Below are 26983 nucleotides of genomic sequence, written 5' to 3'. Positions count from 1 at the left end.
GAACGCCATCGTCCGTTCTGGTCAGGCCAGCAGGGTGCGGCCGTACCAGTCGGTGGTGTCGGCCAGGCCGGGCAGGACGTAGAAGTAGCCGCCGCCGAAGGGCTGGACGTAGTCGATGAGCGGCTCGCCGATCAGCCGGGTCTGGACGGTCTCGAACTGCCGGTGCACGTCCTGCTGGTAGCAGGTGAAGATGTGCCCGGCCTGGATGTTGCCGTTCTGGTCGAGGCCGAGGTCGTAGCTGTAGGAGCGGCGCAGCAGCCGCTGGTCGGCGGTCTGCCGGGTGCGCGGGTTGGCGAGCCGGATGTGCGAGTCGAGGGGGATGACGTTGCCGTGCGGGTCGGCGGCGTAGTCGGGGGTGTCGAACTCGTTGGTGCCGTCCAGCGGCGCGCCGGAGTCGCGACGGCGGCCGAACATGCCCTCCTGCTCGTTGATGGAGACCCGGTCCCAGAACTCGACGAGCATCCGGATCAGCCGGACCACCTGGTACGAGCCGCCCTGGGCCCAGGCGGGCTCGGCCGGGTCGTCCACCCAGATCAGCTGCTGCGCGGTGGTGCCGGTGGGGTTGGCGGTGCCGTCCTTGAAGCCGAGCAGGTTGCGGCCGGTGCCGGAGGGCCGGGGCGGGGAGTTGTAGCCCTCGATCTTCCAGCGCAGCTGCATCGCGCCCCGGGTGTGCTTGGCGATGTCGCGGATGGCGTGGTGGACGGTGTCGGGGTGGTTGGCGCAGATCTGGAGGTGCAGGTCTCCGTGCATCCAGGCCGGATCGGGCGAGTCGTCGGGGAAGATCCGCATCGGCGTCAGTTTGCGGGGCTTGTCCGCGGCCAGGCCGAAGCGGTCGTCGAAGAGGCTGGAGCCGACGGAGACGGTGACGGTCAGTCCGTCGGCGGGCACGACCGGCCCGAGGACGTCGCTGTCCGAGGGCGGCTGGCCGACGCCCAGGTCGGGGGGCGTGCCACCGGTGGCCAGGAAGCGGGCCCGCCCGGTCAGCGTCCTCATCAGCTCGGCCAGCTCCGCCGTGCCGGTGGCGGTGACGTCGAAGGCCGCGTAGCAGGCGGCGGCCTGCTTGTCGGCCGGGCCGGGGGTGAGCAGGCCGGCCTGGTGAGCGCCGTGGAACGGGTAGGAGTCGGCCGTGGCCGGGCCGCTGTCGGCGGCGCGGGCGTCGGCCTGCGCACCGCCGATGAGCATTCCGCCGGTCAGGGCGGTGCCGGCGGCGCCCGCGGCGGCGCCGGAGAGGAACCTGCGACGGCTGACATTCATCTTCGGACGCCTGTCTTCCTGGTACGTGCTCATCGGGTGGGGTGTCGTCGGGTGGGGGTGTCTTCGGGCAGGTCAGTGGCTGGGCGGGACTTCCAGCAGGTCCGGGACCTGGTCCAGGGTCTCCAGCAGGGCGCCGATGGCGGCGTCCACCTGCTGGCGAGCGGCCGCCGGGGCCTGCTGCGGGGCCGGCTGCGGGGTATGCCACTGGCCGTCGGTGCGGGTGGCCAGTAGCGCGGACTGGAGCGTGTCCAGCTGCTGTTCCGCCAGCGGCAGCAGCTTCGGCGCCCGGGCGGTGAGCGGGCCGGACAGCTCGCCGAGCACGGTACGGGTGACCTGCACGTCGGCCCAGGTCTGCGGGTAGGCGGCACCGGCGCCCTCGTCGTCGATCCCGGAGAGGTGGTCGCGCAACGCGTCCTCCATGATCTCGTGGGCGCGGATCGGCAGGTTGGTCGGGTCGCCCGCCTCGTCGTCGGTGGCCAGGTTCCGGCTCACCTCGGCGACGTCGGCGCTGAGCGTGGAGACCTGCGGCAGCAACTGGGCCGCGCTCTGGCCGTGCCACAGGCCGTACTCCAGCCGGTGCAGACCGGTGAAGCCGCTGTCCTGGACGCCGTTCGGCAGGCCGTCGGGCAGTCCGTCGACCGCGGTGCCCGCGTCGCCGAAGCTGTCGTACGAGGCTCCGACCTCCTCCCAGTCCAGCTGGGCGGTCAGCCAGTCGGACTTGGCGGCGGCCAGGTTGCCGGCGGTCAGGTCGGTGCGGATGGCGGCGACGTCGGCGGTGAGCCGGGTCAGCACGCCCGCCGCGTAGTGCTGGTAGGCGTCGTTGGGGCCGGTCAGCTCCTGGAGGGTGACCGGCTTCACCGCGGCGGGCGCGGCCTGCGTGCTGGAGCCGCTGACCTGGACGCTGGCCGAGGAGGCCGCAGCCTGGCCGGACATCAGGCATTTGATGGCGTAGGAGCCGCTGCCGAGGGTCGCGGTCATATCGGCGGTGGTGGCGGGCCCGATGGTCTCGATCTCGGCGACCACTGCCCCCGAGGCGTTGACCAGGTCGATCTCGCCCGCCCTGTCGGTCCTGTTGGCGACCGCGATGGTCTGGCTGCCGGCCCGGGCGGAGGTCCACTCCTGGGCGCAGCGGGTGCGGGTGACCGTCACCGTGGCCGCGGCGGCGGAGGGCAGTGCCAGGACGGCGGCGGTGGCGGCCAGCGTCGGGACGACCACCAGCACGGCGGCCACCGGCCAGGGGCGCTGCCCGGCCAGCCGTACCCAGCGGCCGGGGGCCTCGGCCCCCACGGAGGCTCCGGGCGCCGCGGCTGCGGGGGCCGCGGCAGGCACGGGGCCTTCGGCTGCGGTGCGGGGCGCGGGAGCGGGGCGTCCGGCGCGGACGAACAGCGGGACCACCACGGCCAGGTAGACGATCCAGGCCACCACCTGGAGCGCCGTCATCCTGGGCGCGAGCTCGGTGAATCCGGTGATGATCGACACCCACCAGGAGTTCGGGTCCAGGTGCGCGGTCAGGTCGAAGGCGACCCAGTGCGTGCCCGGCAGCAGGCCCGCGTCCTGGAGGTCACCCAGGCCGTACGCGAGCACCCCGGCGGCGACCACGATCAGCGCCAGCGCCGTGCGACTGAAGAACACCCCCAGGTTGAGGCGCACAGCCTGCCGGTACAGCAGCCAGCACGCCGACACGGCGGCGGCCAGCCCCAGCCCGGCGCCCACCAGCGGCGCAACCGTCGATCCGGACGCCTTGACGGCCGTCCACAGGAACAGCGTCGTCTCCAGGCCCTCGCGGCCGACCGCGAGGAACGCGGTGAGCGCGAGCGCCCCCGCACCGACCGCCGCCGCGCGCTCCACCTCGCCGCGCAGCTGCCGGGACAGTCCAGCGGCGGTGCGGCGCATCCAGAACACCATCGCCGTGACCAGGCCGACCGCGAGCACGCTCAGCAGCCCGCCGACGGCCTCCTGGCCCGCGCTGGACAGCACGCTGGTGGAGAACGTCAGCACCGCGGCGAAGCTGGCAGCCACCGACACCGCGCCCAGCACGCCCAGCCAGACCGGCGCGGACGACACCCGGTGCCCGTCCGTCCCGGTCTTGCGCAGCGCGGCCAGCAGGATGCTCACCACGAGCCCGGCCTCGAGGCCCTCGCGCAAACCGATCAGCAGATTAGGTACAGCCTCAGCCCAGGTCACAGAGGATAAGGTAAGGCACCCCTAACCACTACGCGCAAGGGGGGTGTCGTTCTGCCACGGATCCAGCGGGTTCGACGACTGGACCCTCGCCCAGAGCCGGGTGTTCCAGCGCGTCTCCCCGTACGGTTCGCGTCCTACGGACCTCGCCGACCAGGCGCAGATGACCAAGCAGAGCGCCGGCGTGCTGGTCGATCAATTGGAACGCCTGGGCTATGTCCGCCGCGTCCCCGACCCCACGGACGGCCGCGCCCGGTTGATCGTGATCGAGCAGCGCAGCCGGCGGGCGGTCGAGGTGGCCACGGCGACACTCGACGAGATCTACGCGGAGTGGAAGGCCTACCTGGGCACCCGCAACTTCACGCTGTTGCACCAGATCCTGGATCAACTCCGCGAGATCACCGACCCCTACGCGCGGTAGACCCGGCCACCCCGAGCCGGCTACCTCGATCCCCGGTCTCCCTGCGGTGGGCCGCATCCGGCAGGGGCTGGCATACTCGCGCGGTGACCGGTTCCCATGACACTGACCGAAGCCGCCTGCTGCGGCGGGGATTCGCCCTCGAATACGCAACGCTCAGCTGGAACGTCGTCGGCATCGTGGTGCTGACTGTCGCAGCGGTCTCGGCTCGTTCGGTCGCGCTGGCCGGGTTCGGTCTGGACTCCCTGATCGAGATCGGCGCGTCGACCGTGGTGATCTGGGAACTGTCCGGCGCCGGCGTGGACCGTCAGCGCCGGGCCCTACGGCTGATCGGCGGGGCATTCGCGCTGCTGGCGTTCTACCTGCTGGCACAGTCCACCGTGGTCCTGGCCGCCGGCTTCCATCCCCGCCACTCCGCGCTGGGCATCGTGTGGACCGCGGTGACCGCGTTGGTGATATTCGCCCTGGCTGCGGGCAAGGCCCGAACCGGCGCCGCCCTGGACAGCACCGTCCTGCGGACCGAGGGCCATGTCACCCTCATCGACGGCGTCCTGGCCTCTGCCGTGCTGCTGGGCCTGGTCCTCAACGCCGCCATGGGCTGGTGGTGGGCGGACCCTCTGGCAGGCTTCGTCCTGGTCTACTACGCCGTCCGCGAGGCGAAGGAGATCTTCTCCGGCCACCACTGACCGCACGAGCGCGGACGAGGCCGGCGGGCGTCAGGATTGCCCTGAGTCCCGCTGAGCACCGCGTGCGGTCACGGCTGGTGCGGTGGCGGCTCTGGTGGGGCAGGCGGCAGTGAGTCGATGCCAGGGGCGGGTTCGGGCCACACCAGCAGGACGGCGCAGGGCGCATGGTCGACGACGAAGCGTGTGGCGTGGCCCAGGCTGCGCGGGCCCAGGCGGTTGCGGTCGCCGTCCCGTACACAGATGAGCAGGTCAGCGGTATCAGCCTCGCGTACGACTTCGCGTTCGACGCGTCCGTGACGGTGCCGGCAGGTGACACCGGGATGGTTCAGGCGTTCGGCGGCAGCGGCGAGCAGGGCCGCTGCCGCAGCTTCCTCCAGGGCCTCCACTCGCGTACCGGGGTCGCGTTCGCGGTGGCTGCGGCCCAGGAGCGCGGCGAAGGAGCCGTGGGCGGTTGCGGCGATGTCGTCGCCGGTGACGTACAGCAGCGTGATGTCGGCACTGGTGGGGGTGTGGGTGCGGGCGGCGTCGACGGCAGCCTGCCAGGTTCCCTCGGTGATCCACACGAGCACGCTCACGTCAGCCTCCGGTCGCTTGGAGCATTGCCCACAGTGCCACAGTGGCCGCCAGCAGGGTGGAAGGCACGGTCAGCAGGCCGAGGCGGGTGAAGTCGGCCAAGTCGGCGTCGGTGTCGTGTTCGCGCAGGATGCGCCGCCACAGAAGGGTGGCCAGCGATCCGACGTACGTGAGGTTGGGTCCCAGGTTCACGCCGATCAGTGCGGCCAGGACCGCACCGGGTCCGCTGGCGGCGAGGATGGGTAGCAGGGCCAGGATCGCGGGCAGGTTGTTGATCACGTTCGCCAGGACGGCCGCGAGGGCGGCGACGGCCAACAGTGCGGGCAGGCTCGTGCCGTGCGGCAGCAGGTGTCCGGCGGCGGTGTTCAGACCGTTGCCGACCACCGCTTTGACCACGATGCCCAGGGCCAGGACGAACAGGCAGAACAGCGGGCTGGTGGCCTTCAGGAGGCCCGGCATCGTGGTCGTCCTGCGGCGAAGCGCCCGCGCACCGAGCACCAGCGCGCCAGCCAGGGCGGCCCAGGCCGGGTTGACGCCGACGAAGGACGTCACGGCGAACCCGGCCAACGTCAGCCCGAGCACCACCAGCGTGAACACCGGCACCGACGGCCGCTCGCCGGACTGCTCCGGCCGGGTCGGGGCGGCCAGGTCGGCGGCGAAGAAGCGGCGGAAGACCAAGTACTCGATGGCGATGACCAGCAGCCACGCCGGCGCCATGAGGACGGCGAAGCGGGTGAAGGACAGGCCGCTGGCAGTGAACGCCAGCAGATTCGTCAGGTTGGACACCGGCAGCAGCAGCGACGCGGAGTTGGCCAGGTGCGCCGTCGCGTACGCGTGCGGGCGCGGTCGGGCCCCGACCCGGGCCGCGGTGGCGAACACCACCGGGGTCAACAGCACCACTGTCGCGTCCAGGCTCAGCACCGCCGTGGTCAGCGCAGCCACCGCGAACACCCCGCCCAGCAGCCGCACCGCGCTACCCCGGCAGACGCGGGCCACCAGATCCCCCGCAGCGGTGAACAGCCCCTCGTCCGCACACAGCTCGGACAGGACCAGCACCGCCGCCAGGAATCCCACCACCGGCAGCAGCGTGCGCGTCTGCGCCCACGCCTCAGAAGGCGACACCGCGCCGGCCACGACCACCACGGCAGCGGCCGGCACCGCCGCCACTGCCTCGGGCCACCCCTTGGGGCGGGCCACGGCGAACGCCAGCACCCCCAGCAGCAGGGCGACGGACACGATCTCGGCAACAGCACTGTTCAGGACGGACTCCACGAAGCCAGGGACAGACGGGGCACACGCCCCACTACCCCACCGTAACCAACCCACACCAGCTGCTCCCGTCGCGACCTGCCACCGCCGTGGTGACGCTGGTGGGCGCGACCCTGGCGACGGGACGTCGAGGCGGCACGGGCGCGCGACGCCGAGCCCGGCGGAAGCCATGACGACGACGCCCTGGTCATGGCCCTCCACCACCCAGCCCGCCGACACCGCCGGTCCCCGTGCCGGTTGACCTCAAGCCCGGGACAAGCGCTCCCGCTCTGCGGATCCGGCGGTAGCCCTCCGTCGCGGCACCCGTCCAGGCGTGCTGCCGGTCCGGCATCCGTGCTCGTGCTGGGGGCGTGGAGTGCCGCTCAGCTGACTACCCGCACCGTCCGTGCCTCGGCCCGGGCAGTTCCGACGGCTTCGAGCACAGCGGTCACATCGCGGGCGAAGCGGACGTCGCAGCCGCCGCCGCGGGTCCCCGTCCTGACCTCCTCGTGCAGCCGGTCGAGGGCCGTAAGGAACGCCGCCACCGCGTCCCCGCCGCTCTGCGGCAACTCCGCGAAGCCGCTCTCGCCGTGGAGGACCATCTCGAACCCGGTCGCCTCGGGCGGCGCGTCCAGCGTCAGCGACAGTGTTCCGGCGGCTCCGTCCGCGTGTTTGAGCAGGACATGGACGGTTCCCCTGGGACCGTCCACTGCGGCCACCTCGGTCACCGGGCCCAGGATCGGAAGGACGAGGGACAGCAGGTGCGGGCCGACGTCCCAGAGAGCGCCCTGCTCTCGGCGCCACTGGGATCCACCGTAGGGACTCTGACCGCCGAAGATCGAAGCGAAGAAGGTGGCGCGGACCCCGTGCCAGCCGCCGGTGGCTGTCGCCGAGGCGAGGAAAGCGTCGACCTCGGGACGGAAGCGGAAGGTGAAGAAGACGACCGAGGCGATCCCGGTCGCCTCGGCGGCGACCACCACCCGGTCCGCGTCCGCGAGACTGAGCGCCAGCGGCTTGTCCAGGAGCAGGTGCCGCCCGGCCGATGCGGCACGGGCCGCGATACCGGCCTGGATGTCGGGAGGCAACGCCACCGCCACGGCGTCGACCGCCTCGATGAGCTCGTCCACGTCGTGGAAGGCGGGCGCGCCGTAACGCTGGGCCAGGGCTTCCGTCTTGGCGCGGTCGCGTCCCCAGACCCCGGCGAGCATGGACCCCGGGTGCGCGTCGATCGCCGCCGCATGCGTCCGGGCCGCCCAGTGGCCGGTCCCGAACAATCCGAACCGCACGGATGAACTCCTCTGCTGAGCGAGCAGGACTGATGGCGTTGACTGCGGCCGACCAGCCGCCCGCTGGGGAGAGCCGACCACGAGCCTTTTCGGCGTGCGCTCCAGATTAGTCGTTCGGCCGTGCTGTTTCGGAAGGCGCTCCCCTGCACGCCATCGGTCCGTTGGCCCAGCGATCGGTCGGCGCCGTCCTCGCCGGCTTCCAGGAGAGTGGGGGCAGCTCCCACGATCAGCGGGTCGGGGGCACCGATGGCCCGCTGGCCCTCGCCGGTGCACTCGAAGCAGAGCGGGCCTGGCGGGGGCGCCCGGGTGGGCGCGCCGTCGGTTCAGTGGCCTCCGACACCGGGGCGTCCGCGAGGAGCGAGGTCATGGTGGTCCCCAAGGGGCGCAGACAAGGGGGCGAAAAGGCAGCAGAAGCACCAGTGCAATGTCACATAGCACTGATGTGCATGACTGTGTCCGCACAGGGGGAGAGAGTCAAGATGTGATGAAGCACTTCCGTGGTTGATCTTGAAACGAACCGGTCGCCGCCGGTGGCGCTCGCCGTCTCCCGGGCCCCACCCGTACCTGATAACGGGCTTGACGCTGCATCAGTCGGACGCGATGGTATGTGGCAAGCACATGCCATGTTATGCGTGCCATGGCATGCGCGAGGACGCGTGGCCCGCAGGCCGCGCACGGGAGGGCAGCGCGTGGAGCTGGAGCTCCGGCACCTGAGGGTGCTGTGCACGATCGCCGACGCCGGCAGCGTGGGCCGGGCCGCCGTCATGCTCGGCGCCTCGCAGCCCGCGACCAGCACCCAACTGCGCCGGATCGAGGCCCACCTCGGGGCGCCGGTGTTCGTGCGCACCAGCTCCGGTGTGGAGCCCACCGGCTTCGGTCTCGAGGTGCTGGCCGCGGCCCGGGACCTGCTGGCCAGAGCCGACGGCCTGGGCCGCCAGACGGTCGCGGGCGCCTCACCGGCCCGCCGCGAGCTGCGACTGGCCGCGACCAACTCGCCGATGCTACCCGGCCTGCTGACCCGGATGCGCAGCCGCCTGCCCGAGCTGCGGATCGCCGTCAGCAGCGTCTACCGCTCCTCCGACATCGTCAAACAGCTGGAACAGGGCAGCCTGGACGCGGCGATCGCGGTGGACTACCCCGGCATCGAACTGCGCCACTCGGACGCCGTCGAGCACCGGGGCATCGTCACCGAGCCGACCTTCGTCGCCCTGTCCGCCGGGCACCGGCTGCGGAACCGCCCCGAGGTGGCGCTCGCCGATCTCGCCGACGAGCCCTGGTTCGTCACCCCCGACGACGGCGCCGGGTGGCCGGGGGTCTTCTACGACGCCTGCGCCGCAGCCGGTTTCGCGCCCGCGGCGGTGCACGAGTTCCTCGGCGACCGCGGGGAGCTCCGCGACATGATCGCGGCCGGCCTGGGCGTCTCCACCGTGCAGGCGACCGCCCGGCCGCACCCCGCCGTCACGATCAAGGCCCTGGCCGGCACCCCGCTCCGGGCCAGGTACCTGCTCGTCTGGCGGCCCGCGACGGTGGGCGGCGAGCTGGCCGAGACTCTCTACACGGCCGCGGTCGCCGCCTACCGGGAGCTGACGGCGGGTTCGCCGCACTTCGAGACCTGGGCCGCCCGGACCTACTGGGGCGCCCGGCCGTAAGCGGCCGATCACAAGCCGCCCGACCCGCGCCCGACCCGGGCGGTGTTATGGCTCGGTCGACGAGCTCATATGACATGTCACATTGTATTGGCATGCGGCCGGTGGCACGCTTCACCTCGCGTTCTCCCACGCTTCGGACCGAAAGCTCCACAGATCCACTCACCGCCGGATGTGACCCCCACTCAGAAGGGCCAGCAGTGCGCCTGCGCATACCCCTCCGCATCCTCGCGGCCGGCGTCGCCGCGAGTTGCGTGACCGCCACGTTCCTCCTGCCGGCTTCGGCAGCCGTCGCCTCCCCGACCCCCACGCACGCCAAGGCACCCGCGACCGCCACGACACCCGGGCACGGGCACGCCGCGCCGACCGCCCCCAAACCGTTCGGCGCCACCCTCCCCGGCACCGCCGTCCCCTCCTCCGACACCGCCGCCCTGACTGCCTCCCCGCTGCCCCCGGCCCAACTGGCCCAGGCCCAGCGCCCGCTGCCGCCCCGCACCTCGGCCCAGCCGCCGAAGTCCTCCCGCAGGACGGCCGCCGACACCGCGAGCTGCACCCCGGCGGACTTCACCACCCGCACCGGCAGCGCGCTGGCCTCCTTCGTCGAGAGCTCGACCTCCGACTGCGTCAACACGCTCTTCAACCTCACCGGCAGCGACGCGGGCGGTGTCTTCAAGGAACCCCAGATGCTCACCGTCGCGGGCGCCTACCAGGCGCTGGCCTCGGGCTACACCGGGGACGACTCGACCGGCATCTGGCAACTGGAGCTCTTCCTGCGGGCCGGCTGGTACGTGCAGTCCAACGACCCGACAGACGTCGGCAGTTACGACGCGACTCTGACCTCGGCCAACCAGGCCGCCCTCAACGCCTTCTTCGGGGGCACGCACTGGCAGGACGTCACCGCGGCCAACGCGCAGGTGCTCTACGACGCGCTGGTGCTGACCGACAGCGCCAACCTGCAGGCGGACTACCTGAACGTCTACAAGAAGGTCCTGGCTGGTTACACCAGCGCCGACGACTCCGTCACCGGCATGGACGCGGCTGTCAACGCCGTCCTGTTCGCACCGCTGTGGCGCGGCAACTGGAACCCGACCTTCGTCAGCGCGGTCGCGGCCGATCCGAGCATCCTCGCCGCCTTGGGCTCCTTCGCGACGAAGTACAAGGCCACCGCCTCCGGCGCGGACGGCTCCCTGGTGGTCAACGCCGGCAACGACCTGGGCCGGGCCGCCGGAGACGGCGGCGCCGTCGGGGCGGCGGCCGGACAACAGGTGAAGGCGGTGCTCGGCGCCTCGACGATCACCGGTGTGACCGGCCCCCTCTGGGTGCACACCGCGTACGACGCGAACACCTACGACGCCGCGCACTGCTCGGTCTACGGAACCTGCACCCTGGCCGCCACCCTCACCTCGACGGTGCTGACGCACCAACTGGTCTGCGACAACCGCACCATCGAGACCGAGGACCTCACCGCCGCCGAGCTGAGCACGGTCTGCACCAGCCTGCGGGGAGAGGACACCTTCTTCCACAACCTGGTCAAGGACAGCGGCCCGGTCAACCCGTACGGCAAGACCATCACCTTGGCGATCTTCGCCAACCAGGCCGACTACGTCACCTACTCCTGGGCCATCTTCGGCAACGACACCGACAACGGTGGCGAGACCCTGATGGACGCGACCGACCCGAACAACCAGCCGGTGTCGGTGATGTACCGCAAGTCCTGGAACGACGGCTTCCCGGCCAACGTGTGGAACCTCAACCACGAGTACACGCACTACCTCGACGGCATCTACGACATGAAGGGCACCTTCTCCGACGAGCTGGTCGTGCCGGACATCTGGTGGATCGAGGGCGTCGCCGAGTACGAGTCCTACACCTACCGCGACACCACCGACACCCAGGCGATGGCGGAAGCCGCCCAGCACACGTACAAGCTCAGCACCATCTTCCAGAACACCTACGACAACTCCGACACGGTGCGCACCTACCCGTGGGGCTACCTGGCCGTCCGCTACATGTTCGAGAAGCACCCCGACGTGGTCCAGGCCATGCTCTCGCACTTCCGCACCGGTGACTTCCAGGGCGCCTACCAGGTCTACAACAGCATCGGCACCGGCTACGACGCCGACTTCGACAGCTGGCTCACCGCCTGCGCGGCCGGTGCCTGCTACGCCCAGGGCCCGACGGCGCTGTTCGACTCGTCCGTCAACGGCGCAACCGTCAGCCTCACCGACACCTCCGTGCAGACCGGCGGCGGCAGCATCACCGGCTGGCACTGGAGCTTCGGCGACGGCAGCAGCTCCGACCAGCAGAACCCGACGCACACCTACGCGGCGGCCGGCACCTACACCGTCGACCTGACGGTGACCGACAACATCGGCCGGACCGCCAGCACCCCGGCCTCGGTCACCGTGACCGCCGCCGCGACCCTGCCGACCTGCACCGACCCGCGCACCGACGCGCTCGGTCAGAACTGCTCGCGCTCCAACGTGTCGGAGACGGCCGGCAACACGGCCTACTTCTACCTCTGGCTCCCGGCCGGAACCTCCACCCTGACCGTCACCAGCTCCGGCGGCACCGGGACCGCCGCCCTCTACTACGACCCGGACGCCTGGGCCTCGCCGAGCACCTACACGGCCTCGTCCACCAACCCCGGCACCACCGCCCAGACGCTCACCGTCACCAACGCCACGGCCGGCTACCGCTACGTCAGTCTCTACGCGGTGACGGACTTCTCCGGAGTCACCGTCGGCACGCAGTTCTGACCGACTGATCGACCGTCCCCCCTCCGGTCCCCGGCGCCCGCCCAGGTGCGCCGAGGACCGGAGCCGTCCCGCTGGATCCGACCTCAGCCGGTCGCGCAGTCCGCCCAGAGCGTGGCCAGCGCGTGCGGGATGCCGCTGATGCAGCCCCCTGTTGCGGGGAAGCCCGCGCTGCCGAGGTAGGTCCAGGCACCGGAGGCGCTCAGGCTGAAGTACTTGCGCACGCTGCCCTCGTCCTGGGAGGCGCCCTTCTCCTGCGCGGTCGCGCCGGCGGTCGATTGGAACCTGGTCGCCGCATACGTGACGCCCTGGCACGCGCCGTACAGGAAGCTGCCGGGGGCGGGCGCGATGTGGACCAGCTTGCTCTACGCCGCGTAGGCCCGGGTGACCTCGGCCTTGACGCCGGCCGTCACCACGAGGTTTCGGCAGGAGGAGCCGGAGGCCTGGACGGCAGCGCTGCTTCCGGCGGGGGCCGGGGCGGCACTGCCACTGGAGGGGGCCGGGGCGGCTGTGCCGCTGGAGGGGGCTGACGCGGCGCTGCCGCCGGAGCCGGTCGAGTGGCAGGCGCTGAGCGCCAGGGCGGCGCAGACGGCAAGGCTCACCGAGGCGGCGCGGAGCGCGGTGGCTTCCATGATCGGTCCTTTCGGTGGAAGGAGTCGGGGGTGCGGTGGGCCGCACCGCTGACGGCCCTCATCCCTCTCCACCCCGCCCGCGCCGCCGGGGTTGCACAGGGATCGCAGAAAGACGGCTCTGCTGTCGCTGCATGGATGAGGTTTATGACACCTCCACGGCTCCGGCGAGCCAGCCGGCAGTGGCTGTGGGGGGCGGTCGCCGAGCCCGGGGCCCGCGTGCGCGCGGGTCGGCGTGCGACTGGCGGACCCGGGTCGCGCGGGCAGCGGGCAGCGGGCAGCGGGCAGCGGGCTGCCGGGTTTCCGTGCCGCTTTCGCACCAGCAGTGTTAGAAATGATGCATGGTCGAACACACCGACCGATCGCGAGTCGTATCCTGGAAGTCACTGACCGCGAAATTCCCACGAAGCGTTGCCGCACAGGTCTTCGTGCTCGAGGTCGTGGTCGTGCTGGTGCTCGTCCTGGGGGCGATCCTCGCGCTGGCCCTCGAGTCGCGCCGGAACAGTGCGAGCGAGGCCGTGAACCGGTCGGTGGCCGTCGCGGAGACCTTCGCGCACTCCCCGGGCCTGGTCGCGGCGCTGAAGTCGCCCAATCCCACGGCGATCCTCCAGCCGATCACGGAGGCCACCCGCAAGCAGGCCGGCGTGGACTTCATCGTGGTCATGAACGACCAGGGGATCCGGTACACGCACCCGCTGCCGAGCGAGATCGGCAAGCATTTCGTCGGGAACATCGGCCCCTCTCTGGCCGGGCACGTCTACACCGAGAGCGTGCACGGCCCGCTCGGCCACGAGGTCCAGGCGACCGTGCCGGTCGACGCTCCCAACGGATCGGTCGTGGGCCTGGTGTCGGCCGGGCTCAAGGTCAACAATGTCACCGCCGCCGGAAACCGGCAGCTACCGCTCATCCTCGGCAGCGGCGCCGCCGCACTCGGGGTGGCCACGGTCGGCACCGCCCTGACCACCCGGCGGCTGAAGCGCCAGACGCACGGCCTGGACCCTCTCGAGCTCGCCCGCATGTACGAGCACCACAACGCCGTCCTGCACGCGGTCCGCGAGGGCGTGGTCATCGTCGGGCAGGACGGGCAGCTGCTGCTGGCGAACGACGAGGCGCGCCACCTGCTGGGCCTGCCGTCCAACGCCGAAGGCCGGCACCTGGGCGAACTGCGGGGCCTCGACCCGGACACCACCGAGCTGCTGCTGTCGGGCCGGACGGTCACGGACGAGTTGCACCGCACCGGCGGCCGGCTGATTGCGATGAACCAACGGCCGACCGACCCCCGCAGCCGCAGCATGGGCACGGTCGCCACGCTCCGCGACTCCACGGAACTGCTCGCGCTGTCCGGCAAGGCCGAGGTGGCCGGCAAGCGGCTGGCCCTGCTCTACGCGGCGGGGGTCGGCATCGGGACGACGCTCGACGTCAAGCGGACGGCCGAGGAGCTGGCACTGGTCGCGGTCCCCGGCTTCGCGGACTTCGTCACCGTAGACCTCGCCGACCCCGTGCTGCACGGCGACGAGCCCGGCGGCGGCGCCGTCAACGCCGTCAACCTGCGTCGGGCTGCCGTCCACGGCATCCGCGACGACCATTCGTTCTACCCGCCCGGCAGGTTGGGCTCCTTCATCCCCTCCACCCCGCAGGCCCAGGGCTTCGACAGTGGCCGGTCGTACGTGGTGCCGGACCTGTCCGTCGCCGAGGGCTGGCTGGCCCAGGAGTCGGCCGTGACGGCGCGGATCATCGAGGACGGCATCCACTCGCTCATCACCACTCCGTTGAAGGCCCGTGGCATCATCCTGGGCGTCGTGGCCTTCTGGCGGTCGCAGAGGCCCGAGCCGTTCGACGACGAGGACCGCTCACTGGCCGAGGAGCTGGTGGCGCGGGCCGCGGTCAGCATCGACAACGCCCGCCGCTACACCCGCGAGCACACCATGGCCGTGACCCTGCAGCGCAGCCTGCTGCCGCGCGCGCTGCCGGACCAGAGCGCCCTCGAGGTCGCACACCGCTACCTTCCCGCACAGTCCGGAGTCAGCGGCGACTGGTTCGACGTGATCCCGCTGCCGGGCAGCCGGGTCGCGCTGGTGGTGGGCGACGTGGTCGGCCACGGGCTGCACGCGGCCGCCACGATGGGCCGGCTGCGCACCGCCGTGCACAACTTCTCCGCCTTCGACGTCCCGCCGGACGAGCTGCTCGGCTACCTGGACGAGCTGGTGGACCGCATCGACCAGGAGGAGACCGACGGCACCGCCGGCATCGGTGTCACCGGCGCCACCTGTCTGTACGCGATCTACGACCCGATCTCCCGGCTCTGCACCTTCGCGACCGCCGGTCACCCCCCGCCCGCACTGGTCGACCCCGAGGGTCACGTGGTGTTCCCGGAGCTGCCGACCGGCCCGCCGCTGGGGGTGGGCGGGATGCCGTTCGAGACGGCGCAGGTGCGACTGGCCGAGGGCACCCAGATCGTGCTCTACACCGACGGGCTGATCGAGGAGCGCACCCGGGACTTCGACGTGGGCATGGAACTGCTGCGCGTGGCGTTGTCCAGGCCCGGCCGGGAGCCCGAGGAGAACTGCCAGGCCGTACTCGACGCCCTGCTGCCGGAACATCCGCAGGACGACGTGGCGCTGCTGATCGCGAAGACCCGGGTGCTCGGCCCGGAAAGGGTCTCCGACCGGGAGGTGCCGTCGTGCCCGGCCGCCGTCGCCGACATCCGCGCCTGGAGCACCGCGACGCTGGAGGCTTGGGGCCTCACCGATCTGACCTTCGCCACCGAGCTGGTGCTCAGCGAGCTGGTCACCAACGCCATCCGCCATGGCTCGGCGCCGGTGCGGGTACGGCTGCTGCGCGACCGGAGCCTGATCTGCGAGGTGTCCGACGGCAGCACCATCTCACCGCACCTGAAGTACGCGGCGACCACGGACGAGGGCGGCCGCGGGCTGTTCATGGTGTCCCAGCTCACCAGGCGCTGGGGCACCAGGTACTCCCCCCAGGGCAAGATCATCTGGGCGGAGCAGCCCTTCCCCGCATCCGTCCAGGCCTCGGCCGAGCAACGCCGGGAGACCTCGGCGGCGGTTCCGCGCGCGTCGTCCTGATCCGGGGCGACGACGGCTCGGCCGGTCCCGCTCGAAAACACGATTCTGGTCCTGCGCTGCAGCTTCTCCGATCCCGACAGTCCCGCGCAGCATCGGGGACGATCTCGTCCGCAGCCACGGCCTGAACCGCGCTCCGGGACCCGGGGGCAGTGCGGTTCAGGACGCCGCCGCTGGCCCGAGACACCATCTGACCTCGCCTTATCCTCCTGTCTCCGTGTGGGTCCGTCGAGCGCGCGGGCTCACGGGGTTGCCCCGCTCCTACTTTCGATGATCCTTTCTATTTTTGGCGATCACCACGCTCCCTACCAGACAGATGACGATCAGAGCCACTATCACGATCTGGAACATGCCACCCGGGAGCCGGGTTCCACCAACTGCAAGCATGTCTTTCCCATCGCGTCTCTGCGGCTCCGACGACCAAGACCAGTGATTTCGGTCGCCGGAGCCAGGAATTTTGCTTTTCTGCCGACTTTTCACATATGCCCGAGGGGGCGGATGCTATCCGGCGACGGCCCCCTCCGCCGCGGATCCGGTTTCAGCGGCTGCGAGTGTGCAGCCCGCCTCGCCAAGGACAGACGCAGCCCCAGCAGTTGGGACGTCGAGCAGCCCCAGTCCGAAGTTGCATACGGTGTCGGTGGCGAGACCCGTTGCGGCACCCGCGAGATCCCCCAGGAGCCCGTCTGTGTCACCGTCAGCGAAGTCAGAGACCGCGTTGTAGGCATCCGAGATGTCGAATACGGTACCCAGATCGAATGTCCCGGTGGGGTCGGTGTTGTTGACGGGGTTGTCGCCGGCGTAGGCGTAGGGGTCAGGACCCTGGCCTTTGGGGTCGGGCTGGGTGAAGCGTCCGACGGTGGGGTCGTAGGTGCGGTCCCCCATGGTGTAGAGGCCTGACGGGTTGAGGTAGGCGCTGGCGTAGCCGTAGGGCTGGGGGACAGCGGCGCTGCTGCTGCGCGTCGCGCCTGTGGGGGTGTAGGTGTAGGCGTCGACGGTGTGGCCGGTGGCGTCGACGACGTCCAGGACCGAGCCTTGAATGTCGGTCAGGTAGTAGTAGGCCTTGCCGCCGGTGGTCATACCGGTGAGCGTGCCCGCGGGGTCGCGGATCAGTCCCGTGGTGGTGGATGCGGTGGTGATGGAGGAGAGACCTTCAGGGCCCTGGTCGAAGCCAGTGGTGCCGGAGGTGAGGCGGTCGGAGGAGTCGGTGCCCGCATAGGTCTGCGACGTGGTCGAACCGCCCGCCGTCAGCGAGGTCGGCTGGTTGAACGGGCTGTAGGTCTCACCGCTGCGCGCCAAGGCGTCATTGGCGGCGGTCTCGTTGCCGTCGGCGTCGTAGGACCAGCCCGACGTCGAGCCGTTCATGGCGGTGGTCTCGTCGGCGGTGTTGACCGAATACGTGGTCAGGCCGCCGGCGCTGCAGGTGGATGCGGTGGTGGAGGTGGCGGTGAGGTTGCCGGCCTGGTCGTAGCAGGAGAGCCAGCTGGCGTTTCGGGTGCCGGTGCCGGTGTTCTCCTGGGCGTAGACCAGGTGGTTCTGGGTGTCGTACGTGTAGCCGGTGACCGCGCCGGTCGTCTGGTCGGTGCGCGAGCGGATCTGACCGGTGTCGGTGGGCGTGCCGTTCTTGTTGTAGCTGTAGGAGTAGGTGTAGTTGACCACGGTGCTGGTGGGAGTGGTGGCTTTGGTGGCGGTGGGGCGGTCGGCGGCGTCGTAGGCGGTGGTCTGGGTGGTGCCGCCGGGGTAGCCGGTGGTAATGCGGTCGCCGTCGTTGTTGTAGCTGAAGACGGTCTTGGCGCCGGTGGGGTCGGTCAGGGAGGTGACCCGGTTGTCGGCGTCGTACCCGTAGCCGGTGGTGCCGTTGGGGTCGGTGATCGAGGCCAGGTCCCCGGCCGCGTTGTAGGCCATCGCGTACGCGGCGCCCCCTGCCAGGGTGCGGGTGGTCTCGCGGTCCAGCGCGTCGTAGGTGTGGGTGATGGTGCCGCTCGCGTCGGTCTGCGTGAGCAGGTCGCCATCCTTGTCGTAGGTGTAGGACACGGTGGCGGCGGGGATGGAGCCGCCGGTGGTGGCCACTTTGGTGACGCGGTCGTGCTGGTCGTAGGTGTAGGTGGTGGTGATGCCCCGGCCGTCGGTGGCGGTGGCCAGGCGCCCGAGGGGGTCGTAGGTGTAGGTGGCCGGGGCCAGGGGTGCGGGCGGGGTAACGGTGGTCAGGTTCCCGGTGGTGTCGTAGGTGTAGTGGGTGGTGTGGCCATCGGCGTCCGTACTGGTGCAGCGCTGGCCGGGGAACCCGCCGCAGGTGGTGGTGCCGTCGCCCTGGTAGGTGTAGGTCACCGCGGCGCCCTTGCCGCTGGTGGTGTCCTGGGACTGGGTCATGTTGCCGTCGGCGTCGTAGCTGAAGGTGGTGGTGTTCCCCGACATGTCGGTGAGTGAGCCGGGCAGGTAGGCGCCGGCCTGCTGGAGGTAGGCGCCGGTGGAGGCGCTTGCGCCGGTGGGCAGTTTGGCGGAGGTGGCGTTGCCGTTGCTGTCCCAGCCGTAGGTGGTGGTGTCGCCTGTGCCGGTGCCCATGGCGTTGACGGCGGTCAGCTGGTCGTTGTCGGCGTTGTAGGTGGCCGAGCGGGAGTGTCCGAGGGCGTCGGTGGTCTGGGTGACGTTGCCGTTCGCGTCGGTGGTGTAGGCGGTCTTGTTGCCCGCAGGGTCGGTGATGGTGGTGGTGCCCGGTCCATCAGTGGTGGTGTACGTGAACAGGGTGGTCAGGCCGGTCTGCGCGGCGGGGTCGGTGACCCGGGTCCAGGAGGTGAGCTGGTTGTCGCTGTTGTAGGTGAACGTGGTCTGGTTGCCCGCGGGGGTGGTGAGCGAGGTGATGCGCCCGGAGGAGTCGTAGGCGTAGGCGGTGGTGGCGCCGTTGGTGTTGGTGACCGACAGGGCGGTGGCACTGCCGTCGGTGAGGGTCTCGGTGTAGGTGACGGTGCGCCCGGTGCTGTCGGTGGCCTGCCAGGTGGTGCCGCCGCTGCCGCTGGCGGTGAGGTTGATCCAGCGCCCGGAGCGGGTGTCGGTGAGCTTGTAGCCCGCCTGGCCTCCGTTGCCGGTGGCGTTCTGCGCCACCGTGACCGTGTCGCCGTTGCGGTCGGTGATCGCGGTCAGTTGCCCGGTGCTGCTGTAGGCGTCCTTGGTCCCGGTGTCGGTGTGGGTCAGGGTGTAGGTGCCGTCGCTGTTCTTGGTCAGCGCCACGGTGTAGCCCGGCGGGCGGGTGTAGCCGCCGCCGGTGGCGGGGGTGAAGTTCATCGAGTCGCCGCTGCTGCCGTAAGCGACCACACCGTTGTCGAAGATCTGCAGGTAGCGGTCGTAGGCGGCAAACCAGTTGCCGCCGATCGTCCCGCCGGGGCCGAAGAAGGTGCTGTAGGTCTGGGTCAGGGCCAGGTCCTGGCCAACCCCGTGCACGTCCAGGTCGGTCGAGCTGAGGACCAGGTCGCCGTTGGCCACGTCCAGGGACGCGGTGAGGGAGTCGTCCAGGCGGATCTGGTCCTGCTGGTGCCAGGGCACGTGCCCCTGCCCGTCGGGCGTCACCATCATCGGGCTGATCGCGGTGCGGGCGACCTTCCCCGCCTGGCCGCGGCGTACCCGCGGGACGCGCGAGCGCTGCGAGACCGGGGCCCGGGTGACACCCTGGAGCGCACGGACCGCCGCACGCGGAGCCGGCCCGCGTCCGGCAGCGGTGGAGGCGGGTGCGGCCATCGCGGCGGTGGGAAATGCCGCTGCCACCACCGCCATCGCGGCCACCAGCGCGGCACCGGCCGCGAACGGTTTCTTCCTGCGGGCACGCCCGAGCGGCGCACCGTGGACACGTGGAAACACGGGGATCCCCCTCTTCGAACCGGCGCCCCCGATGGGCGGCCGGAGGAAAGCGTGCACCCGCCCCGGCAGCGCATCGCCCCCCTCTACCCCCGAACTCGATCTCCAAGGCACCCTGTTCACGCCAACACCACCCCCGCCCGATTCACCGCACCGGTCCCGAAACGCCGATCGATCGCACACGCAACGCAACCGAGCGCCCAGGCCAGGTCCCCCCGGCCCCCTGCACCCTCACTACCGGTGATCACACCACCAGCCGTGACAACGACCGAAACCAGCCCCTGAACAAAACCGGCCAAACCGTCGGCACGCACCCCCTGTCGCACCAACCCCCGTAAAGATCTCGATCCCCGCGTATCAGATCCAAGGGGATTCGCCGCCGGCACCGCCTCGACGGCGGCGCCGACCTGGCCCGGTGAGCCCTCTGATGAAGGGCGCCGGGCAGCGCGGCTCCGCATCGGTAGCGCAGGTACGGCCTCGGGCTCGAGAAGTTCTCACCAGCCGGGTTCTAGTTAGGCTTATTTACAATATGCTCGGCGCATGATGCGAATGAAACTGATAGCGGCAGCAACCGGAGTTCTCGCCCTGGCAGCCGCAGCCGGCACGGCGGCTGCGGCCAACCCGGTGAGATCCCCTACAGACACAGCAGTCGGCCCCGGGGTCACGGGCCGCGCCAGCGCGGCAACGGATGCCGGGAGGGCGACCTCGCCGATCAGCCTGAGCAGCTGGGACGGCCTGCTGCTCCCCGTCAACCCGGCCGGTCAACCCTCCGGCAAAGATGCCCAGGTGCTGAGCCCGGCCCGCCTGATCGCGCCCTGGCTCACTCAGAACAGCAGCGGGGCCCTGACCTTCTGGGCGCCCTCCGGGGCGGCCACCACGCCCGGCTCGCTACATTCGCGCACCGAGCTGGAGTCCGCCGACAAGTACGCCGTGGGCACCGAGAAGCACGTGCTCGACGCCACCCTGCGGATCCTGCAACTCCCGAAGAGCAACCCCGAGATCTGCGTCGCCCAGCTGCACGCCGGCGGCAGCGGAGGATCATCCCCCTTCGTCATGGTCGACTACAAATCCGGCAAGCTCTACGCCATGGTGGCCTCGGGAACGAGCGCCCCGGCGGACTTTTACACCCTGCTCACCGGCGTCCCGCTGGACAGCTCGTTCTCCTACCGGGTTACCGACAACGGCAACGGCACGCTGGCCCTGTCCGCGGCCGCAGGCAAACAGAGCCAGTCCTACACGGTCGCCGTCCCGAGGACTCTGGTCGGCGCCTCCGGGCACTTCTCGGCGGGCGACTACCAGCAGGGCACGGTCAGCGAGGGAACGGACGACGGCGGCAGGGTCCAGTTCACAGCTCTGACCCAAAGCTAGCGGCACGTCCCGGGCCGAACCGGACGGTCCAGCCCGGTCCACGCCAGAAACCACACCTGAGAGCCCCCCACACACACAACAGCCGCAGGGACTGCCCGTCGTCGGTATCCGCTCCTGCAGGCCCCGGACGACAGGGCGGTGACATCCGGGCGGTCGCCGGGCAAGCCCCGCCTGTGCCTGAACCAGCGGATCGCAGCCCGCGTCGCGTTGGCCGACGTGGCGCGTCCCTGCGCGGACAGGAACCGGGGCCGGGTGCGGTAAGTCGGCGTGGTCAGGTCGGCGCGGCCGAACACAACCCCGTAGCCGCATGGCAGACGGAACGCAGGGTGTGAGCCCATGGCGGTCCAGAGCGGGGCCTTGAGGTACGCGCTCACCTTTGCGACGGTGCTGCTGGCCGCGCCGACGCGGGACGCGAACTGAGCGGCTGTCAGGTAGTGCGCCGGCGCTGCGGCCATTGTGGGCGTTGCCAGGACGGCGAGCACCGGCAGCGGAGCAGCGAGCATGCCGAGCAGCCTGAGGTGACGGGAGTTCATGGGGGTTCTCCCCAGGGAACGGTGCTTCAGAGCATGGAGCGCCCAGCCCAGGGGTGCGCGGCAGCATCTGCCCGTGATCATGCCGTTCAATCTACGGCGTTGGGCGGCCCCCGCAACTGTCGTCCGACGCCGGATCACCAGCCCGGCACCGGCGGACGATACCCCCACCTCGAACCCGGTCGACTCGAATGCACGGACCTGGTGGGAACACATGCTCTCCAGTCTCTGTAGGTTCTAGCCGTCGACCGGCGCTGCGTCGGTGCATTCGCTGGGCTGGTGGGAGAGACCGCATGGGTTCGCCAACTGCAGGGGCACGGATTGGTATCGACCCCCGAGCCGTACCGTCCGGGCGCGTCCGCGCGCTGCGCGCGGTCCGCCGTCCCCGGCCGCCGGTGGTCGCCGCGCTGTTCGCCGCGGCCTGGGTGCTGCCGGTCCTGACCCAGCTCACGCACACCGACCCGCTGCTGGTGGTGCTGGCCGTCCTCGGCACCGGCGGACTGCTGCGGGTCGGCGCCACCGTCGTGGACCGGCTGCTGATAACCGTCGTGCTGCTGATAGGCATGGCCATGGCCGGCGGGCTGCTCTTCTCAGTGTGGCCCTGGGGCCTGCACCCGGTGGCCGTCGGCGGGTTCGGCCTCACCCTGCTGGTCGGCGCCCACGTCGCCCTCGGCGCGCAGCCACCCTGGCGCAGCTGGCCGCGCCGGGTGCTGGGCAGCGACGCGGTACTGATCCTCGGCCTGGCCGCCGGAACGCTGGTCGCCTACTGGCCCAGCCTCGGCGGCGGCACCGGTACCCGGCTGGGCTTCGCCGGGATGACCGGCGACCGGCTGCGCCACTTCAGCCTCTTCGACGCCATCCACCGCTACGGCGGCTACACCTTCCTGATGCAGGACAAGGTGAAGGAGGTCGTTGACCCGCGCATGCTCGCGGTGTACCCGCCCGGCCAGCACTACACCTACGCGCTGGCCGACATCTTCCTGCGTTCCAGCAGCGACCCCGGCAACGCCGTTGGCGAGCTGCTCCGGTACAACGTCTGGGCCAGTCTGGGCTACGGCTTCTTCGTGGCCTGCGTCGCCTGGGCCGCACGCTGGACCGCGGGCCCCTTCCTGGCCGGATGGCAGCGGGTCCTGCTTACCACCGCGACCGCCGCCTACCTCGCCGTCGGGCCGTTCACCAGCGCGATCTGGTGCACCTGGGACCCGCAGGTGTTCGGCATGGCGCTGCTCGCCGTGCTGGCCGCGGTCTGCTTCCGCCCACCCAGCGGCTGGCGCACCCACGCGGCACTCATGGCAGTGCTGTTCCTTGCGAACTGCCTGGCCTACGACGGATTCGCGCCGTTCGCCGCGATCATGGTCGCGGTCTCCGTCGTTGTCCACCGCAGGCGGCTGCTCCCCCACTGGAAGCCGCTGCTCGCCCTCGCGGTCCTCGCGCTGCCGGCGGCGCTGAGCGAGTACGCCGCGGCCCACGCGGCCGGCCTGAGCGCCGCCACCGCAGCGCAGGCCACCGGGTTCACCATTCTCCTCAGCTGGATACCGCTGACCGTGATCGCAGCCGCGAGCCTGCTCGGCTTCGCCACCCGGGCCGCCCGCCGCCGCCCCTCGGCCGTCGCGGGCCTGAGCACCACGCTGCTGTGCGCGCTGGTCGTCCTGGCATACCTGCTGGACACCCAGCAACCGCTGGCCGGCGACTACTACTTCCAGAAGTTCGTACAGGCATGGGTGGTGATCATGATGGTCACCACGGGCACCTTCGGACACCTGTTGCGCCGACCCGTCCTGCCGCGCCGCGGCCGGCTCGGCTTCGCCGTCGGCCTCGCCGCGTTCGCGCTCGCCATCGGTGCCACGCACAGCTTCTGGTGGACCGCGCACCTGAACCGGCCCGCCTCCCCCGCCGGCGACCCCAACCCCGGAGCGAACTGGTCGGTCGCCCGGTCCAGCACCTGGGCCTCGGTCTGGATGAGCAGCTGCTGCCAGGTCCCCGACAACATCACCCCACTCGGCAACCTCGCCAACGCCCACCAACTCGCCGACGGCATACCGACCGTCACTGTCGTCTACGGCAGCAACGGCGCGTCCAGCAATACCGACCTCACCCTGCAACTGGCCGTACTCAACCACGACGCGGGCACCATGGCCCCCGTCGTCTACGGCTCACCCACCGACCCCGACCGCGGCCTCAACGCAACCGCCGACCTCGCCGACACCGGACACAACAACGCCCCATGGACCGCCGAGCAGCGCCACGAACTGGCGGAACTCGAAGCCGGGATCAAGGCCGTCGGCATCCCCGTCCGTGTCATCGTGACCTCCCACCCCCTCCAGACCGCCCTGGCCGCCTGGAGCCGCGCCAACCCCGACACCATCCGCAACATCCTCTACGAGCCCGACATCCTGGCCTGACCCAGGCCCGTGCCCGGGAGGTGCCCCTATGTGTTGGGGCAAGGTACTCCGCCTTCTACTGCGGCTTCGACGCACTCCAGGGCCCGGCATCGGACCAGCTTCCGTCGTTGGCCAGGGTGCTGCCCCTCGGGCGGGCCCCATGCCTCTCGTGTGCTTCACTGTTTGAGGAGTTCAGCGAAGCGGTCCAGCGCGCGATCGGTGCGGTGGCGGTCGCCGGTGGTTGTGAGATCGAACAGCAGACCCCGGACAACGGCCATGAGCAGCGTCGGCGTCACGGTGTCGTCGGGACCGGTGGAGACGTCGCGGAATGTGGCATCGAGGGTGTCGAACCAGTCCGTGATCGCCTCGCCCTGATCGGGGTAGCTCTCGGGGTGGACCAGGCCGTCGGCGTGCACCTCGAAGAACAGCCGGACGAACGGCGCACGTTCATCCGCACTGATCCACGCCCAGATGCCACGCAGTCGCTCCTGCACGGAGCCCGTGTCCGCCGGAAGGCTCCCGGCCAGGCGCACCGCACCCCGGCGGCGGGCCTCGGCGAGAACCGCAGCGACTGCGAACGCGCAGTCGAGCTGGGCCTGCCCTCGCCGGCATTCACGGAGCACGTCGACCTCACTCCGTGGAGCCTGGCGGATGGTGAGAACGCCCCGCCTGAATGGCAGCCGCTGGTCCACGGCAGCGTGCTGGTCCCTCCCGACCTCGACTTCAACGGCTACCTGGAGTGTCTCCGCAAGCGCCGGGCGCGGTTCCCGGGCCTGCACATCGCCTCTGGCATCGAACTCGCACCGAAAGCGTGACAGTGTCGCAAAAGCCGCCTGGCGGACATCCTGGTGGAGCGAGCTCGCCAATGCGGCCTCCGCGTCGAATCCTGTTTCCTCGTAGCTGAGTTCAGGATCATGCGAATGCCGCCCGGCGTCCGGCGACCCCCCGTGTGGGTGACGTCGAATCCTGTTCCTCGTAGCTGAGTTCAGGATCATGCGAATGCCGCCCGGCGTCCGGCGACCCCCCGTGTGGGTGACGCGGCAGGGATGCCGGCTGTCCCTGTTCACAGGCTTTTCTCTGTGATTGACTCCGAAGCTCTATCGGGCCCTCCGGGCCCAGGGGCGGGCGAAGGGTGCTACGGGGTGGACGCAGTAACAGTGTTAGGCGGCAGGTACCGCCTGGAGCGGCAGTTGGGACACGGTGGGATGGGGGAAGTCTGGGCTGCGCGTGACGGTGACCTTCACCGGGACGTCGCAATCAAGATCTTGCTCGCGTCGCTGGGCAGAGACCCGGAACTGATCCACCGGTTGAAGAAGGAGGCACGGACGGTTGCCGCACTCTCTCACCCGGGCATCACCGTGGTCCACGACATCGGCGAGCACGACGGCCACCCCTACTTCGTGATGGAACTTCTGGACGGCGCGACGTTCGAAAGCCTCCTCGATGCGTGCCCGCAGGGCCTCCCCGTTGAGCGGGTCGCCACACTGATGGTCCCTGTCCTTGAGGCGCTCGGCTATGCGCACGGCCGGGACGTGGTGCACCGCGACGTCAAGCCGGCCAACCTGATGGTGCTTACCACTGGCAGGGTGAAGGTATTGGACTTCGGAATCGCCAGCTATGCCGAGGCCACCGCCCGCTTCACTACAAAGGGCATCATGGGCACGCCCCCCTACATGCCCCCTGAGCAGTGGCATGGCCACCCTGCCGGCCCAGGAGCCGACCTGTACTCCTTCGGCGCGACCCTGTTCACGCTCCTGACGGGGCGGCCGCCCTTTCTTGGGCCGAGCGCCCCCGCGTGGATGCACCAGCACCTGACCGCAGCACCACCGCGCATCACCGGCATACCCGATGCGCTCAACGCCCTCATCCAGCGCCTGCTCGCCAAGGAACCCGCAGACCGCCCCACCGCTGTCGAAGCCAGGCAGACCCTCCTCGACATCCTGCAGCCGAAGCTCCCCGAGATTGGACCTGGCGTAGGGTTGCCGGTCGGGACCCTTCGGCCGAAGGCGCTGCTCGGCGCGTATGGTGAAGCCGGACCGGTTTGGACCGATGCAGGAGATTTCCAGGTCGCGGGCGATGATCCGAAATCTTTCCGCAACAAGCACAGCACGATGCGCTGGATCCGGATGGAGCGCGGCTGTCTGATCGGAGGGTGGACCGGAGGCATTCTCGCGGCAGTCGTCCTGCTCTTACAAGATTTATCAGCCGACACCTCCTACACCAAGAATTACGTCATCACCATGATGGGCCACTTCGTTGTGTCAGTCATGCTGGTTGTCTTCGGAACTGCCGCCATCGGGGCGATCATTGGTGCCATGGGCTGGCGCAGGGTCAAGTCCGAGATCGTGACCGTGGGTAGCCAGGGGATCTCGATTGAGCGGCCGGCCACTCCGAGCGCTAGCTTCTCTCTAGGATGGGATGAGCTGCAGAGCATCGGCGTGAAAGGCCCCACCGACAAGGCTGAGCTCGTGGTCAGGTTCCAACCCGGACGCGTGCCAGAAGATGCGAAGCTGAGTCAGTTCGGGATCTGGCCCACCCCGGAGGCGGATGGCCGCTACATCATCTACAGCCCGCACAAGCCCGACTCTGTGACAGGGGTGGGAGTGGAGGCATACCGCATGGCGCTGAAGAATTATGCCGAAGACCTGAGCAACGGCTGACCTTGACGTCCATGGCCCTATTGCTTCCCGGACGTTAAACGACAAGGTCAGTTCCTGTTCCTGATGCCGGCACGACAAGGAGGGTCGAGTTGCTTGCCCTCGACCAGGTTGAGGGTCTCAAGGTCGGGGACCATGACATCGCTCGATCGTCCAACCCCGTCAGAGCTCCGCTACGTCTGGCTGACATCGAAGGCGGTGTCCGGAGTAGTTGGCAGGGCAGTTGCAAGTTCCGGGGTTGTGCGGTTGGTCGGGTGGTGACCGGCTGGGGTGCATAGCAGGGCAGGCGCGGGCGTCATGACCATCGTGGTGTCTGAAGCCAGATGATCACGAGGTGGCCCGTGCGCTGACTGTGGCGGGCGTCAGCGGCCGAGGAGCCGGTCCCGGAGCGGGCGTCGGCTGCGAGGGTCGAGGGACATTCGAGTAGCGATCACGAACAACAGC

General features: G+C 70.3%; 17 protein-coding genes. 8 read left to right on the top strand and 9 right to left on the bottom strand.

The window, feature by feature from the left end; all coding sequences use genetic code 11:
* Positions 1 to 21: 21 nt before the first annotated feature.
* The gene (gene efeB / locus GXW83_RS15360) at positions 22 to 1254 is read right to left on the bottom strand and encodes an iron uptake transporter deferrochelatase/peroxidase subunit (RefSeq protein ID WP_182443651.1); all 1233 of its coding nucleotides are present in this window, start codon (positions 1252 to 1254) and stop codon (positions 22 to 24) included.
* A 72-nt stretch (positions 1255 to 1326) separates the two neighbouring features.
* On the bottom strand, positions 1327 to 3399 hold the full coding sequence (gene efeU, locus GXW83_RS34855) for an iron uptake transporter permease EfeU (RefSeq protein ID WP_255431298.1): 2073 nt from the start codon (positions 3397 to 3399) through the stop codon (positions 1327 to 1329).
* Between the two features lie 82 nt (positions 3400 to 3481).
* Between efeU and GXW83_RS15350 the strand changes: the two genes are divergently transcribed.
* Both GXW83_RS15350 and GXW83_RS15345 read left to right on the top strand, forming a co-directional pair.
* Positions 3482 to 3856 carry a MarR family winged helix-turn-helix transcriptional regulator gene (locus tag GXW83_RS15350; protein ID WP_182443649.1) on the top strand — a complete coding sequence of 125 codons (375 nt, stop codon included), beginning with the start codon at positions 3482 to 3484 and terminating at the stop codon, positions 3854 to 3856.
* Positions 3857 to 3939: 83 nt separating this feature from the next.
* On the top strand, positions 3940 to 4539 hold the full coding sequence (locus GXW83_RS15345) for a cation transporter (RefSeq protein WP_182443648.1): 600 nt from the start codon (positions 3940 to 3942) through the stop codon (positions 4537 to 4539).
* Positions 4540 to 4607: 68 nt separating this feature from the next.
* Here the strand turns inward: GXW83_RS15345 and GXW83_RS15340 are convergent, their stop codons facing one another.
* From GXW83_RS15340 to GXW83_RS15330, 3 genes are all read right to left on the bottom strand, one after another.
* Entirely contained in the window at positions 4608 to 5114 is a 507-nt protein-coding gene (locus tag GXW83_RS15340; protein WP_182443647.1) for a universal stress protein, read from the bottom strand.
* Between the two features lies 1 nt (position 5115).
* Positions 5116 to 6384 (bottom strand): SLC13 family permease, encoded by a 1269-nt coding sequence (locus GXW83_RS15335; RefSeq protein WP_225447005.1) that lies wholly within the window; start codon positions 6382 to 6384, stop codon positions 5116 to 5118.
* 359 nt (positions 6385 to 6743) lie between these two features.
* On the bottom strand, positions 6744 to 7646 hold the full coding sequence (locus tag GXW83_RS15330; protein ID WP_182443646.1) for a Gfo/Idh/MocA family protein: 903 nt from the start codon (positions 7644 to 7646) through the stop codon (positions 6744 to 6746).
* 689 nt (positions 7647 to 8335) lie between these two features.
* On the opposite strand from GXW83_RS15330, the gene GXW83_RS15325 reads away from it, so the two are divergent.
* Positions 8336 to 9295 (top strand): LysR family transcriptional regulator, encoded by a 960-nt coding sequence (locus tag GXW83_RS15325; RefSeq protein WP_182443645.1) that lies wholly within the window; start codon positions 8336 to 8338, stop codon positions 9293 to 9295.
* Positions 9296 to 9546: 251 nt separating this feature from the next.
* Positions 9547 to 12051 carry a collagenase gene (locus GXW83_RS15320; protein WP_225447004.1) on the top strand — a complete coding sequence of 835 codons (2505 nt, stop codon included), beginning with the start codon at positions 9547 to 9549 and terminating at the stop codon, positions 12049 to 12051.
* An 83-nt stretch (positions 12052 to 12134) separates the two neighbouring features.
* On the opposite strand, the gene GXW83_RS15315 is transcribed toward GXW83_RS15320, so the two are convergent.
* Both GXW83_RS15315 and GXW83_RS15310 read right to left on the bottom strand, forming a co-directional pair.
* A complete protein-coding gene (locus GXW83_RS15315) occupies positions 12135 to 12272 on the bottom strand; it encodes a hypothetical protein (RefSeq protein ID WP_182443643.1) in 138 nt (45 codons plus the stop codon).
* 141 nt (positions 12273 to 12413) lie between these two features.
* Positions 12414 to 12680, bottom strand: a complete 267-nt coding sequence (locus GXW83_RS15310) for a hypothetical protein (protein ID WP_182443642.1) — start codon at positions 12678 to 12680, stop codon at positions 12414 to 12416.
* Between the two features lie 338 nt (positions 12681 to 13018).
* Between GXW83_RS15310 and GXW83_RS15305 the strand changes: the two genes are divergently transcribed.
* The gene (locus GXW83_RS15305) at positions 13019 to 15763 is read left to right on the top strand and encodes a SpoIIE family protein phosphatase/ATP-binding protein (protein ID WP_182443641.1); all 2745 of its coding nucleotides are present in this window, start codon (positions 13019 to 13021) and stop codon (positions 15761 to 15763) included.
* Between the two features lie 498 nt (positions 15764 to 16261).
* On the opposite strand, the gene GXW83_RS15300 is transcribed toward GXW83_RS15305, so the two are convergent.
* On the bottom strand, positions 16262 to 19606 hold the full coding sequence (locus GXW83_RS15300) for an RHS repeat-associated core domain-containing protein (RefSeq protein ID WP_182443640.1): 3345 nt from the start codon (positions 19604 to 19606) through the stop codon (positions 16262 to 16264).
* A 537-nt stretch (positions 19607 to 20143) separates the two neighbouring features.
* On the opposite strand from GXW83_RS15300, the gene GXW83_RS15295 reads away from it, so the two are divergent.
* Together GXW83_RS15295 and GXW83_RS15290 are read left to right on the top strand one after the other, a co-directional pair.
* A complete protein-coding gene (locus GXW83_RS15295; protein ID WP_182443639.1) occupies positions 20144 to 20971 on the top strand; it encodes a polysaccharide lyase family 7 protein in 828 nt (275 codons plus the stop codon).
* Between the two features lie 823 nt (positions 20972 to 21794).
* The gene (locus GXW83_RS15290) at positions 21795 to 23903 is read left to right on the top strand and encodes a hypothetical protein (RefSeq protein WP_182443638.1); all 2109 of its coding nucleotides are present in this window, start codon (positions 21795 to 21797) and stop codon (positions 23901 to 23903) included.
* A gap of 155 nt (positions 23904 to 24058) precedes the next feature.
* On the opposite strand, the gene GXW83_RS15285 is transcribed toward GXW83_RS15290, so the two are convergent.
* The gene (locus GXW83_RS15285; protein ID WP_182443637.1) at positions 24059 to 24574 is read right to left on the bottom strand and encodes a hypothetical protein; all 516 of its coding nucleotides are present in this window, start codon (positions 24572 to 24574) and stop codon (positions 24059 to 24061) included.
* A gap of 354 nt (positions 24575 to 24928) precedes the next feature.
* Between GXW83_RS15285 and GXW83_RS15280 the strand changes: the two genes are divergently transcribed.
* On the top strand, positions 24929 to 26542 hold the full coding sequence (locus tag GXW83_RS15280; protein WP_225447487.1) for a serine/threonine-protein kinase: 1614 nt from the start codon (positions 24929 to 24931) through the stop codon (positions 26540 to 26542).
* Positions 26543 to 26983 lie beyond the last annotated feature (441 nt).

The sequence above is a fragment of the Streptacidiphilus sp. PB12-B1b genome, assembly GCF_014084125.1.
GTDB lineage: Bacteria > Actinomycetota > Actinomycetes > Streptomycetales > Streptomycetaceae > Streptacidiphilus.
This window is presented reverse-complemented; position numbering and strand designations above follow the sequence as displayed.

Excerpts from the sequence above, each read along its gene's own strand:
- efeB (WP_182443651.1), bottom strand. The coding sequence starts at position 1,254 with ATGAATGTCAGCCGTCGCAGGTTCCTCTCCGGCGCCGCCGCGGGCGCC.
- GXW83_RS15310 (WP_182443642.1), bottom strand. The coding sequence starts at position 12,680 with ATGGAAGCCACCGCGCTCCGCGCCGCCTCGGTGAGCCTTGCCGTCTGC.
- GXW83_RS15305 (WP_182443641.1), top strand. The coding sequence starts at position 13,019 with ATGGTCGAACACACCGACCGATCGCGAGTCGTATCCTGGAAGTCACTG.
- GXW83_RS15295 (WP_182443639.1), top strand. The coding sequence starts at position 20,144 with ATGATGCGAATGAAACTGATAGCGGCAGCAACCGGAGTTCTCGCCCTG.
- GXW83_RS15290 (WP_182443638.1), top strand. The coding sequence starts at position 21,795 with ATGGGTTCGCCAACTGCAGGGGCACGGATTGGTATCGACCCCCGAGCC.
- GXW83_RS15280 (WP_225447487.1), top strand. The coding sequence starts at position 24,929 with ATGCCGGCTGTCCCTGTTCACAGGCTTTTCTCTGTGATTGACTCCGAA.